At 47.9% G+C, this 13663-nt stretch carries 11 protein-coding genes and 1 pseudogene; 7 read left to right on the top strand and 5 right to left on the bottom strand.

The window, feature by feature from the left end; translation table 11 throughout:
- Positions 1 to 6: 6 nt before the first annotated feature.
- The 5 genes from AC121Z_RS14350 to AC121Z_RS14330 are packed head-to-tail and all read left to right on the top strand — an operon-like array spanning position 7 to position 4510.
- Positions 7 to 810, top strand: coding sequence for a sulfite exporter TauE/SafE family protein (locus AC121Z_RS14350; RefSeq protein ID WP_498124796.1), 804 nt, complete (start codon positions 7 to 9; stop codon positions 808 to 810).
- A gap of 4 nt (positions 811 to 814) precedes the next feature.
- The gene (gene lgt, locus AC121Z_RS14345; RefSeq protein ID WP_498124794.1) at positions 815 to 1639 is read left to right on the top strand and encodes a prolipoprotein diacylglyceryl transferase; all 825 of its coding nucleotides are present in this window, start codon (positions 815 to 817) and stop codon (positions 1637 to 1639) included.
- Positions 1640 to 2473, top strand: a complete 834-nt coding sequence (locus AC121Z_RS14340) for a thymidylate synthase (RefSeq protein ID WP_498124792.1) — start codon at positions 1640 to 1642, stop codon at positions 2471 to 2473.
- Between the two features lie 31 nt (positions 2474 to 2504).
- Positions 2505 to 3548 carry a response regulator gene (locus AC121Z_RS14335; RefSeq protein ID WP_498124790.1) on the top strand — a complete coding sequence of 348 codons (1044 nt, stop codon included), beginning with the start codon at positions 2505 to 2507 and terminating at the stop codon, positions 3546 to 3548.
- A complete protein-coding gene (locus AC121Z_RS14330; protein WP_498124788.1) occupies positions 3545 to 4510 on the top strand; it encodes a sensor domain-containing diguanylate cyclase in 966 nt (321 codons plus the stop codon). Before AC121Z_RS14335 ends, AC121Z_RS14330 begins: the two co-directional genes overlap by 4 nt.
- Before the next feature lie 136 nt (positions 4511 to 4646).
- Here AC121Z_RS14330 and AC121Z_RS14325 read toward each other — a convergent pair whose 3' ends face one another.
- The 5 genes and pseudogenes from AC121Z_RS14325 to rapA form a co-directional block, all read right to left on the bottom strand.
- Positions 4647 to 5936 carry an AmpG family muropeptide MFS transporter gene (locus AC121Z_RS14325; RefSeq protein WP_498128265.1) on the bottom strand — a complete coding sequence of 430 codons (1290 nt, stop codon included), beginning with the start codon at positions 5934 to 5936 and terminating at the stop codon, positions 4647 to 4649.
- A gap of 177 nt (positions 5937 to 6113) precedes the next feature.
- A complete protein-coding gene (locus AC121Z_RS14320) occupies positions 6114 to 6434 on the bottom strand; it encodes a hypothetical protein (RefSeq protein WP_498124786.1) in 321 nt (106 codons plus the stop codon).
- A 120-nt stretch (positions 6435 to 6554) separates the two neighbouring features.
- Positions 6555 to 7394 carry a DUF3530 family protein gene (locus AC121Z_RS14315; RefSeq protein ID WP_498124784.1) on the bottom strand — a complete coding sequence of 280 codons (840 nt, stop codon included), beginning with the start codon at positions 7392 to 7394 and terminating at the stop codon, positions 6555 to 6557.
- Between the two features lie 131 nt (positions 7395 to 7525).
- Positions 7526 to 8176 (bottom strand): annotated as a pseudogene (locus AC121Z_RS14310) (pseudouridine synthase); the annotation flags it as partial.
- A 2-nt stretch (positions 8177 to 8178) separates the two neighbouring features.
- Positions 8179 to 11019 carry an RNA polymerase-associated protein RapA gene (gene rapA / locus AC121Z_RS14305; protein WP_498124782.1) on the bottom strand — a complete coding sequence of 947 codons (2841 nt, stop codon included), beginning with the start codon at positions 11017 to 11019 and terminating at the stop codon, positions 8179 to 8181.
- A gap of 200 nt (positions 11020 to 11219) precedes the next feature.
- Here rapA and AC121Z_RS14300 point away from each other — a divergent pair, with 200 nt between their 5' ends.
- A complete protein-coding gene (locus tag AC121Z_RS14300) occupies positions 11220 to 12617 on the top strand; it encodes a PhoH family protein (protein WP_498124781.1) in 1398 nt (465 codons plus the stop codon).
- A gap of 59 nt (positions 12618 to 12676) precedes the next feature.
- The gene (locus AC121Z_RS14295) at positions 12677 to 13642 is read left to right on the top strand and encodes a diguanylate cyclase domain-containing protein (protein ID WP_498124780.1); all 966 of its coding nucleotides are present in this window, start codon (positions 12677 to 12679) and stop codon (positions 13640 to 13642) included.
- Positions 13643 to 13663: the final 21 nt, after the last annotated feature.

The following is a 13663-nucleotide window of genomic DNA, read 5'->3' as shown; positions in this document are numbered from 1 at the left end:
TTGACATTGGAAGTACTGTCTTTAGTCATTATTGTCTGCTTATTGCTAGGCGCAATCGTTGGTGTTATGGCGGGGTTGCTGGGAATTGGCGGCGGCTTGATAATAGTCCCAGCACTAACCTATGTGTTGGCTGAGGTAATGGCAGTGCCGCCTACCGAAACAATCGTTATAGCTATAGCGACTTCACTCTCGACAATCATATTTACAGGTTTATCCTCTGCGCGCGCGCACTACCGTTTGGGCAACCTTAATCGCGAAATAGTCACGTGGTGTGGCATAGGTATAGCTGCAGGCGCAATCGCGGGAGCGATTCTGGCGAGCCATTTGCCGGGGCATATTTTAAAGGGGATTTTCGCCGCTTTAGTTATGCTCATTGCAGGCTACATGTTGTTTGGCAAGCAAGTGACCTCATTGCATTCAGTCAGCCCACGTAAATTGACTTCTATCGGTTTAGGTACCGGCGTTTTCTCTGCACTTATGGGGATTGGCGGCGGCGCATTATTAGTACCTGCTCTGGTTTGGTATCGAGTAAATATTCGCCAAGCCATCGGTTGCGCGGCATTTAGTGGTATTATCATTGCGATTTTTGGTAGTCTGAGTTTTGTTGTGTCGGGATGGACATACAGCACTTTTGCGCAAGGTTATTTGGGCTATGTGTATTGGCCAGCAACGCTAAGCATTGCAGCGACTTCAGTTTTTACTGCACCATTGGGGGCGAAACTCGGCCAACGCCTCAACACACAGCGACTGAAGAAAGTATTCGCAGTCTTTTTAGTATTAGTCAGCATTCGTATGCTGTGGGGATTGTAACAACGTGACTGAACAACAGTATTGGGTATTTCCTAACATTGACCCGATCATCTTTTCTATTGGCCCACTGGCCGTGCGCTGGTATGGGCTGATGTATTTAGTGGGTTTTTTGGCGGCTTTTTTTCTGGCTAAGCAGCGCTTAGCCAGAGTGGGCTGGAGCAAAGAGCAACTGAGTGACTTTTTATTCTGGGGCTTTCTTGGGGTCATCATTGGCGGTCGCATCGGCTATGTAGTGTTCTATCAATTTGATCTGTTTTTATCCGACCCCCTATACCTATTCAAGATCTGGACCGGAGGAATGTCTTTCCATGGTGGCTTGTTGGGCGTCATTACAGCAATTGCACTGTATGCGCGTAAAATGCAGATGCACTTCCTTACCCTCGGCGATTTTGTTGCACCACTCGTGCCGATAGGTCTGGGCGCAGGGCGTCTGGGTAACTTTATCAATGCAGAGTTGTGGGGCCGCACCACAGATGTCCCTTGGGGCGTCATTTTTCCTGGTGCGGGGAATTATCCTCGTCATCCCTCGCAATTGTATGAATTTGCGCTTGAAGGCGTAGTGCTTTTCCTGATCCTCTGGTGGTATTCCGCGAAGCCTAGGCCACGTGGCGCGATAGGGGGCATGTTCTTGCTCGGCTATGGGAGTTTCCGCTTCATTATCGAATTCTTCAGAGAGCCTGACAGTCACTTGGGTCTTTATTCTTTTGGATTGTCGCAAGGTCAGTTATTATGTCTTCCAATGATTGCCTTAGGCACTTGGTTGATTGTGCGTGGTTATCGCCACGGGCAAATCGATGGTCCAATGAAACAGCAAGGTCAAAAGAAGTAAATGCAACAATATCATGAATTAATGCGGCATATTTTAGCCAACGGTGTGCGTAAAGAAGATCGCACCGGTACCGGCACTATCAGTGTTTTTGGCTATCAAATGCGCTTTGATTTGGCGCAGGGTTTTCCCTTAGTGACTACCAAAAAATGCCATATGCGCAGTATCATTCATGAACTTCTGTGGTTTCTCAAAGGCGAAACCAATATCGCGTATTTAAAAGAAAATGGTGTATCAATTTGGGACGAGTGGGCGACCGAAGAAGGCGAACTTGGGCCGGTGTATGGTCATCAGTGGCGCAGCTGGACCGGTGAAAATGGTGAAGTTATCGACCAGATCGCCGAAGTTGTGCAGCAAATTAAACAAAATCCCGATTCTCGCCGCTTAATTGTGAGTGCTTGGAATCCCGCGGTGCTGCCGGATACCTCGGTATCTCCAAAAGAGAATGCCGCGCGCGGTAAGCAAGCATTACCGCCCTGCCATACATTGTTTCAATTCTATGTGCTGAACGGTAAGCTATCGTGTCAGTTGTATCAACGCAGTGGCGACGTGTTTCTTGGGGTGCCGTTTAATATTGCCAGTTATGCGTTGTTGACCATGATGGTGGCACAAGTGTGTGATCTTAAATTGGGTGATTTTGTACATACTTTAGGTGACGCCCATTTATATGTGAACCATTTAGAGCAGGCGAATGAACAGCTAAGCCGCGAACCTTATCCGCTCCCAACGATGCAGATAAATCCAGCGGTTAAAGATATTTTTGCCTTTGAATATGCCGATTTTGAGCTGTGTAATTACCAAGCACATCCGCATATCAAAGCACCGGTAGCCATTTGATTGGCGTACTTGAGACGTTAGTAGGAAAGCGATGACCACAAATGTGTTGATATGCGATGACTCTGGATTTGCCCGCCGGCAAATGGCTCGCTCGATCCCGGATGGTTGGGATGTCGAGGTCAGTTTTGCCGAACATGGTGAAGACGCTATAGCACAAATCAAAGCCGGTAAAGGGGACGTGTTATTCCTCGACCTCAATATGCCCGTCATGGATGGTTATCAAACCATGCAATATATTCGCGAGCACGACCTACCAGCGTTAGTGATTGTTGTCTCAGGTGACGTCCAACCGGAAGCGCGTAGTCGAATGATGTCACTAGGCGCGCTCGATTTTATTCGCAAGCCTATCGACAACGAAAAGCTAACCACCATATTAGCCCAATACGGCGTGTATACGGGAGCACCTGAAACCACGGGCAAAGTTGCCAGTCAGCAGGCGGCTAATGAGCCGGCGGATAAGGCCGCTAAAGCTGTCGACCGGATTGATGCCTATCGTGAACTCGTTAACGTGGCAATGGGGCGCGCGGGTGAAAGTTTAGCTAAATTGTTTGGTGAATTTATTCACTTACCCATTCCCAATGTAAATGTGCTGGAAACCAATGAATTACATATGGCGATTGCAGAAGTCCAGCGCAATACTATGTTGTCGGCAGTGTCGAAAGGATTTGTCAGTGCAGGCATTACCGGTGAGGCGTTGCTACTGTTTAATGATAATAACTTCGCCAGCATGGTTGAGTTACTCAAGTACGACGCCAGTGAAGTCACCGAGCAGCTAGAAATTGAAGCGTTAATGGATGTGTCAAACATCCTGATTGGTGCCTGTTTAAATGCGTTGTCTGAACAATTAAATGTGAAATTCAGTCATAATCACCCCATTATTCTTGGCCGTCATTGTGATTTAGATGTGCTGCTTGAATCTACTACTACTCGTTGGGGTAAAGTGATGGCAATCGAGATTGCGTATTCACTGGAAAAGCATGATATTCAATTCGATCTGTTATTGTTAATTCCAGGTTCGGCCATGGAGCAGGTCTACACCCGATTGATCAATGTAAACGAGGGGCGTTTCGAATGAGTCATTCTGCAAAAGAAGTTGCCGAATTACATTGGCAATACGATTTGTTGGGCTCCATCGAAGTCGGTATTGTGGTGATCAATCGGGATTTTAAGGTGGAAATGTGGAATCAATTCATGGAAAACCACAGTGGCAAACTACCCAGTACTGTGGTTGGGCAGAATCTATTTTCATTGTTCCCCGAAATTGACAAAGCCTGGCTTGAGCGCAAAGCGCAACCGGTATTTGACCTGCAAACACCAGCATTTTTGATCTGGGAGCAGCGTCCGTATCTGTTTAAATTCAGCACCAACCGGCCGATTACCTCAGCATCTAACCACATGTACCAAAACATTACGATCTTCCCTTTAGCTTCATTGGGCGAAAGCATCGAGAAAGTTTGCATTATGGTTTACGACGTGACCGACCAAGCGTTAGGCAAACTGAATATCGAACGCTTGAATTCTGAACTTGAGGAGATGAGCCGGGTCGACGGGTTAACGCGGTTATTTAATCGTCGCTACTGGCAAGAACAGTTTGAACGTGAGTTTAAGCGATCATTGCGCAGTGAAGAGGCTGCAACCGTGATCATGTTGGATATCGACCACTTTAAACGTGTGAATGATACCTACGGCCACCAAGCCGGTGACAAAGTGATCCAATCCTTAGCCGACGTGATCAAAAAGTCCATTCGCGAAACCGATTATGCTGGGCGTTACGGCGGGGAAGAGTTTGCTATTCTATTGCCGGATACGCCGATTTCTCACGCCAATTATGTGGCTGAACGGCTGCGTAAAGCTGCAGAGAAGGTCAAAGTGGCGCATGATGACGGTACCATTTCTTATACTATCAGCGTTGGCGCTGCCGAGTTTAGCACCGATTATGCAACCGCATTGGCATGGTTAGAAGATGCCGACCAAGCACTCTACGCTGCCAAAGAAGGTGGCCGCAATCAGGTCCAGATTTTCACCAAAGCGAAGTAAATATCGCTGTTTCAAACGATCTTAATTGAGCCTTATAAAACGACTGTTCACGCACTCTGGACTTACGTTTCTGGTTCATTATTGGCTGTCGTTCGAGCTAAACATACTAAAGCGTGTTGTTAGCTCAGCGAATCGACTACTTATCCGCCTGTTCTAGGGCAGTAATACGATGCCTAACGCTATACAGCAAGACTAAGCTTGGTGTGACCATCAACGCGGTGATGATGAAAAACAGACTCCAATTACCATCCAGTGCATCAACCATAAAGCCACTGGTGGAAGACAACAACGTTCGACTGAAGTTACCCAAGGATGCCATCAATGCGTACTGCGTGGCGGAAAAGGTTTTATTGCATAACAATGAAATAAAGGCGACCAGGGCAACGGTGCTCCATGCAGCAGTAAAGCCATCCACGATGATCGTGGCTATAAACAAGGGTTTGCTGGGACCGACCTCGGCAATGACTGAAAACATCAGATTACTTGCGGCCATGGCTATTCCAGCAACCATCAAGCCGCGGTAAATGCCATAGCGCATATTGACCATACCGCCAATGACCGCAAAAAAGATGGTTACCCACCAATTAAGCAATTTTGACAAGGTACCAATCTCGGTATTGGTAAACCCGATTTCCTTGTAAAACACAATACTCATACGCCCTAAAAACGCTTCACCGACCTTAAATAGAAAAATGAATAACAACATGGTCAAGGCGAGTTTGACGCCATTCCGGGAAAAAAAGTCTTTGAAGGGTTCAACCAAGGTCACCGCAATCCATGCAAGCGCAGGGGTATACCACCGTTTTGAATTGGCCTGTAGACGCTCACTGTAATATGCCGCTGCCTGTTGCTGGGCATGCTCTCGTTGCGTCGTAGGTTCGGCAATCCAATACACTGTCAGATGCAATAGCAACATGACGCCAGCTAATACGTAGTAGACGTCTTGCCATTGCCAGCCGGGTAAGTCAGCCAAGAAAAAGGGAATGGCTCCCAAACCGCCGTAACCTGTCCACCAACCTGCGGTTGCCATGGCTGAACCAGCGCTGAGTTTTTGTTTTTCGTGACTGTCAATGACATCGATCCGAAAGGCATCAATTGCAATATCTTGGGTAGCACTGGCAATCGCTATACACAGACCGGCAACCGCAATGCTAAACAAGTGCTCATTAAGATTAAAGCTGGCCATACTGAAGCAACTGATGATAACCCCCCACTGAGTCAGAAAAATCCAACTGCGGCGTTGCCCCATGTGCGCGGTTAGCCAAGGGATTTTGACTCTATCTAGCAACGGAGACCAGAGGAAATTGATACTATATGCGGCAAACAAAACGCCAAATAAACCAATAGAACTTCGGGTTAATTCACCATCTTTTAACCAAGCAGAAAGTGCCGAGCCAATCATTACCCAAGGCATTCCACTGGCCATACCAAAACAGAAAATCGCTAGAATGCGTTTATCGCGATAATTTTGTAGGGCGGTAATAAACGATGAGAAAACAGTAGACAAAAAAACACACTCATACTGGCTGAGATAAACAGCTAAGACGGTAGCAAAAAATTACGGTGGCGTCTTGGTTAATCGATGTAAACTGACGGGCTATAACTAGGGGCGAATGCCGATACAATCAAAGGGGCATAAACCGCGCCCTTCCAGGTAATGCAAACAATTACTCAGCTCATCATGCAGGATAGGGTCGCTGGCCAATTTGTTCTCGGGCCAATAATGCATTTGATGCAGTACGTGCCAAAATACCCGCTCCTTTTGACTGTACGGTTGCGTTCGGTCATCAACTTGGCTCCACTCTTCCAATGTATCCCAAAAGAAAAGCTCTAACTCAGCATGCGGTAGCTCGCGGCGCCAATAGGCACTGAGATAATAGATGAGTTGTTGTGACTTTTGGTCGATAAATGATGCTATTTGCACGCCTATGACATCTAAAGATTAATCGTATAAGAAGAGTATAGACGGCTTTTAAAAATTTACCTGAAGTGCCCGCCTTGTAATGCAGAATATTAAAAAAGCGTTTGAAATCTAATTGATTATTTACCAGCCCAGATAGGTGATCCAGCCGTAGATGTGCTTGGCTAACGCCAAATACTGCTGCTCAGTATATACCGTGCCAACGATATCACGTTGGCGGTAATGCAGTTTAAGTTCAGTAATTGCCGCTTTGCGACGTGCCTCAACGGTTTGCAAACTCCAGCGATTATCCCACTCACTGGTGATGTCCAGCACCGGAAAGGGAGTTTGTGCCAAATCGCTTGGGAGTTGCTGGTTAAAGGCTAGATTCGGCCAGAAGGGGCCTGCAATGACCACGCTATCAGGCTCACTTAATGAGCCTTGTTGATACAGCGAGAGCAGAGCGGCAGCCGCAATACCGCGAGCAATGACTAAACGGTAACCTGGCACGGTTTGCACCAACTGTTCGACCCCTTGCATGCGCTGGCTTAAGGATAGTCCGTATCGTGTTCGCGCTTCTTCGGTGAATCCAACCTGTCCACTCAACGCGTTCATGGCTGCCGGATCTGCGAGTTCTTCACTACTTAGATTGGGTACCGGGGCGGGTAAAACAACCGTGTGCCAGCCCCACTCATTGAGCGAGCTGGCAATGACGCTGATACCGTCGTTGCCAAATACACCATCGAGATGATCGCTAATTATAATGGCAACTCCCCGAGTTAATGGCAGATTTGCCGGAGTAGACGTGACCGGGACTTGCTCTGTGCCAGCCAGTATGGTCTCTATCGCAGCTCGGGGTAAACGATTCTGGGTATCAGTATGTAACAGCTCGGCATTCGGTAAGGCTTGCCCCCGCACAGCAAAACTACCCAGTGCCAGGCTAAGCAGTAATACCGGCAAAATTGTTAGTGTGGTCTTTAACACAATTACCCAGACTCTCGCGTACGGATCTACTTGGATGTATTGTTATCGGCGCTAGTCGCGATTTCTGCATTACCATCAACGCGAATAAACCCTTGATGCTGATAGTTGTTGTCTCGGGTAGGCTCATCGCTGAATTGATGGGCAGAAGTAAAGTACATCCGTTGTGATTGTGTGGGATGGTCAAATTCAAGCGTGGTGGCATGCAGGAGTAAGCGCGGAGAAACACGCAGTGCGTCACCCTCTGCGTACAAGCGGTCACCTAGTATTGCATGCCCAATTGCTTGCATGTGCACACGCAACTGATGTGAGCGGCCGGTAATCGGGGTAAGACGAACCAGCGCACTATAAGCGTCCTGTTGTTCAACCGCATATTCAGTCACGGATGGTTTACCCTGCGCGTGATCCACCATCTGTTTGGGCCGATTGGGCCAGTCACAAATAAGGGGTAACTCGATCTTCCCTTGTGCTGGTTTTACCTGTCCATACACCCGCGCATAATAGGTTTTACTCACCTTACGCTGCTGAAATTGGCGCGATAGGTGACTGTTCGCTGACTTATTCAGTGCCATTAAAAGCAGTCCGCTGGTGGCCATGTCTAGACGGTGGACCACACTGGCGGTGGGGAAAACTCGCTGTACCCGCGTCTGCACACTATCAAAGTGCGCTGCCGCACGTCCCTTAACACTGAGCAGGCCACTGGGTTTATCAAGCACAATAATATCATCGTCTTGATAAACGATTTTTAAATAGGGCGTTTGGGGCGGATTGTAATGCAGCAGCACCATCAGGGATTATTCACCAATAAACGTATTGCATCGAGTTGTAATTGGGCACTTTGCATCACACTGTCTAGCGTTTCTACTTGCGCTTGAATAAAGGCAATTTCCTCCTGCCTGATAGACGGGTTATGTTTGGCCAATAAACTCAGACGTTCTGCTTCACCACCTAAATGTTGGTGCATTGCCGCAATCGCATCATGTTGGATCTGATTGGCTTGTTGATGCGCTAAGCGTTCGGCGTGTTCTAGGTTTTGTTGGATCGCAGGCTTTAGGGCTCCGAGCAATTTCATTGCGACCTTCTTATTAACACTGAACAAGCGCTCTGGGGTTAGATCGACTTCTTGCCCCTTCGCATCTAGGGTCACCAATATGGGAGTTGCAGGTAAGTAGGTTTCCAGCTGCAGGTGGCGCGGTGCTTTGGCACTAACGGTAAAGCTAGCCTGCACAAAATAAGCCCCTTTGGGAAGTTCAGGCTGTTTTATGAAGGCCATGCTGCTCTTACCCAGTACATCGGTCAACACCACATCCATGGCGTTATGCACCAAGGGGTGATCCCAACTGATAAATTGCAGATGTTCCATGCGGGTAGCGGTGGTACGCCGATAAGTAACTTCCATACCTTCGTGATCCAAGCCCGGTAGATGATTGACCATAGATTCTGTAGGCATTAATACAAAGCTATGCGCGTCCTTTTCTTCTTGCTGCACGCCTAACGCATCCAGCAAGCGGTTCATAAAGTTCGGTAACGTCTGCGCGACGTCACTCGCGGCAATCGCATCGAGTAATGGGTCTACTTTGCCTAACCCTGACGCGTTGATCTCTAATAACTTATCGCGCCCTTGCTCCAGTTGTTGTGTGTAGGTTTGGTGCAGTTGCTGAGTGGCGGTTAGCAGCGTTTGCTGTCGTTCAATATTCAATGGTTCGAGTAATGCCGCGAGCAGTTGCGCATGCACTTCTTCAAACACGCGGGTACCAATAGGACAGGTTTTTTCGAACGCATTTAAGCCCTGGTGATACCAATTAAACAAACCTGCTTGGCACGAATTAATAAAGTAGGGTACATGAATATCAATGTCTTGGGTTTGGCCGATACGGTCCAAACGGCCGATGCGTTGCTCTAACAGATCGGGAACCATGGGTAGGTCAAACAAGACTAATTGGTTGGCGAACTGAAAATTGCGCCCCTCTGAGCCGATTTCGCTACAAATAAGAACCTGTGCGCCATCTTCGGTTTGGGCAAAATAGTGTGCAGCTTTGTCACGCTCGAGTAATGACATGCCCTCATGGAAAACCGTCTGCCGGATGCCGGTTTTTACCCGCACGTGTTCGGCCAATTGCTGCGCAGTAACCGCACTGGCACAGATCACCAGAACTTTTTGTGGTTTACAGGCGGTCAGAAACTCGAGCAGCCAGGTCACCCTCGGATCGTTGTTTAGCCACTCCTCGAACACTTCGGCTTGTTGCTCAGGATGCAACAGTAGCGCTAAATTGTCTGCGTTTTGTTGACACAACTCTTGGTATAACAAGGGCATTTCGAGTGGGTGTGGATGGACATGTCGTGCCGGAAACCCTTGGATCGCAGCGCGGCGATTGCGGAACAAAACACGACCCGTACCGTGTTGGTCAATCAGTCGGTCAATCACGGCTTCGCGCACTGCAGCATCGCTCAGATCCATGCTGTCAGTAAGCCAATCACCCGCGACTAGTTGTAATTGTTTTCTCTCGTCAGCACTAGGGATAGTATGCGCCAATAGCGGCTCTACCGCACTCGCAAGTTCACCGTAGTGTGCCTCTTCGTCTAGAAATGCGGCGTAATCGTGAAAGCGTGCAGGATCAAGCAAACGCAGGCGTGCAAAATGACTTTCGTGGCCAAGTTGATCCGGCGTGGCAGTGAGTAATAATACGCCTTTGGTTGCTTTCGCCAACCGCTCGATGATTTGATAACCCAATGAGGGATTATCCGGTTGCCACTGTAAATGGTGCGCTTCGTCAACAATTAACAAATCCCAGGTTGCGGCGACTGCTTGCTCACAAACATCTGGATTGGTGGTGAAAAAATCCAATGAACACAGCACCAATTGTTCCGCCTCAAAAGGATTGGCCGCGGGTCCTTGTTCTTCTTGAATCGCCGCATAGCGACTGTTGTCAAATACTGCAAAGCTCAGATTGACCCGCCGTAGCATTTCAACCAGCCATTGATGTACCAAGCTATCAGGCACGACAATCAAGATGCGCTGGGCACGTCCAGTTTGGATCTGTTGATGTGCGATCAACGCCGCTTCAATCGTTTTGCCCAAGCCTACTTCGTCAGCAAGTAATACTCGCGGTGCATAGCGTTTACCAACCTCGGAGGCAATATGGATCTGATGCGGAATTAATTCTAACCGGGCACCTGCAAGTCCAAGGGTTGGCGAGGTGTAATGTTGATGCTGGTAGTGTAAGCAATCATGCCGCAAGTCGAACCATTTGGGATCGTCCAGTTGGCCACTAAATAAACGCTTTTCCGGCTGATTTAAGCGAATATGATGATCAAGTTGAATTTCATGTAACTTGGCATCTTGCTTGGTGTCTTCGCGAATGCCGTGATAACTCAAAACGCCATCTTGTTCTTCAATCCTACTGACTAAGAGTTCCCAGCCTTCATGGCTTTTAATGTTGTCACCGACTGCAAAAGCCAGGCGCGTTAGCGGCGCATCCAGTAATGAATAGGTGCGTTGCTCTTCAGTGGCTGGAAATAAAATGTCGACGGTACGGTGCGAGGTCGCCATGATCGCGCCCAGTCCAAGGTCTGGTTCGGTATTACTGATCCAACGTTGCCCGACTGCAAATGTGTCGCTATTTCCCATTCCACTAACTCCGTCTCGATATCAAAGCGGCGGTATTGTAGCGATAAGTGTAGCAAAGTCACTGTTAATCGGTGGACGGTGAAAAAAACTCGAAAAAATCAGGTGCGAAGCGAGGCAAACTTTACTATGGTGAAGGTATCGCTGGAGCGATTTCTTTGCACTATCGCACCAGCAACCGTGGTAACTAACTGGAGTAACGGATGCCAAAGAAGAAAGTACCCACCACAAAGCTGTATGTGCTTGACACTAATATCCTTTTGCACGAACCGCTCGCCTTCCTCTCGTTTAAAGAAAATGACGTTGTCGTGCCCATGACAGTTCTCGAAGAACTGGATTATATTAAAGACAGTAAGAAAGATGTGGCCCGGGATGCGCGTGTATCGATCCGCGCAATGGAAGATTTGCTCCATGATGCGACACCGGAAGATATGTTAAACGGCGTATCTATGGAGGGCATGACTGCAGGTGAATCCGCTCCCACTGGCACCTTGTCGATTTTTGCTGATTTGAATATGCCTGAATCCCAGCAAGTGTTTACCAGCAACGAAAACGACAATCGGATTATTAATGTTGCGTTGCACTTGCAACGCACCTGTGCACCACGCCCGGTGATTTTGGTAACTAAAGATATCAATATGCGGCTCAAGGCCAAGGGCGCAGGTTTGGCCCTGGTTGAAGACTATCGCACTGACCAATTAATTAGTGATATCAAATATTTATCCAAGGGTTACCACCGTTTTGAGGGTGACTTTTGGAGCCAGGTGAAGTCAGTGGATAGTCGCACCGAAGGGCGCGATACCATTCATACTTTGCCGCGAAAGATCTTGCCAGAAGCCTATATTAACGAATTTCTATTAGACGACACCAACCATTTTGCGGGATTAGTGGAGTCCATGGATGAAGACACGATGGATGTGCTCGATTTGGGTTATGAACGCCTAATGGGCCGCCATGCCTGGGGGATAACGCCGAAGAATATCGGTCAGGCGTTAGCCTTCCACGCTTTGCTCGATCCTCACATCGACTTAGTGATCCTGACTGGCCCTGCGGGTTCGGGTAAAACCTTGTTAGCATTGGCCGCAGCACTGGAAATGACCGTTGAACGCAATATGTATGACAAGATTATAGTGACGCGCAGCACGCCCGAAATTGCCGAATCCATTGGTTTTTTACCAGGCACCGAAGAAGAGAAAATGGCACCGTGGTTGGCGGCAATTACCGATTCTCTCGAAGTCCTGCATAAAAACGATGAAAACACCAAAGGCTCCATGAGTTACATCATGGAAAAGGCAAATATCCAGTTTAAATCGGTCAATTTCATGCGAGGGCGTAGTTTGCAGAATGCTATTGTCTTGCTGGATGAATCGCAAAACCTGACAGCTTCGCAACTAAAAACGATTATCACGCGCTGTGGTGAAGGAACTAAGCTGATTTGTAGTGGCAACTTGGCGCAAATTGACAGTAATTATTTAAGTGCGGTGACTTCGGGATTGACGTACATTGTTGAGAAGTTTAAGAACTTCTCTGGCAGTGCAACCATTAATCTAGATGGCGTGGTGCGTAGTCGATTGGCCGAGTTTGCGGAACAAGAACTGTAACGGGCGTATCCGTGTTGTAGAGACTAATCAGTGGAAATGGAACCGAGGATAAACGACTGATGACCGAGCTGTTGTTGGAAAAACTTGAGAGCCACAAAGCGTCAGTGCTGATCGTGGACGATGAGCCAATCAATGCCGAAATCCTCAGTCACGCATTACAGCAAAAGTATTGGGTGCACATTGCGGGCTCGGGTCAACAGGCGCTTGACTTCTTGACTCATCGCCCTGTTGATTTGATCCTGCTTGATATTCGTATGCCTGACATGGATGGCTTTGAGGTACTGCGTTACCTCAAGCGCCATGAATCAACCAAGTCCATTCCAGTAATATTTGTTACTGGAGAAGGCTCTACTGATGACGAGTTAAAAGGATTACAACTGGGGGCCGTTGATTATGTACGTAAACCCTTCCAGTTACCCTTGGCGATGGCGCGAATTGCCATGCATATTGAGTTGAAGCTCAAGAATGACTTACTCAAAGCTTTTGCCGATGCAGATGGCCTCACGCGCATTGCAAATCGACGTAAATTTGATCAATGCTTAGCAGAGTTGAAAGTGGATAGTATTGCTGAACAGCGCAACCTTGGCTTAATTCTTTTAGACATCGATTATTTCAAGCAATACAACGACCACTATGGTCATGGCCAAGGTGATGATGCGCTAATCGCTGTTGCTAAAGCGTTGCACCGTACCGCGCAGCGCAGTGATGATTTAGCCGCGCGCGTTGGCGGTGAAGAGTTTGCATTGATTTTGCCAGATGTGGATCAAGCGTCGTTGGAGGCCATTGCCAAGCGTATCCACATGGCCATCGAAGATCTCAATATTCCCCATGCGGCCTCGAAAGTCGCTGACCGCCTCACCGTCAGTATTGGCGCACTTTGCGTCAAACCCAATACCTTTAGCCGAGATAGCGACCTTTATAACGAGGCAGATAAACTTTTATATAAAGCTAAGGATCAAGGTCGCAACCAGACGGTTATTGGCACTTTTTCGCCTTCCAATGCACCCATCGCATCCACAACATGACTGCGTTTGTCTAAGTATTAA

This window comes from Alteromonas sp. DYW1, from assembly GCF_059752595.1.
This window is presented reverse-complemented; position numbering and strand designations above follow the sequence as displayed.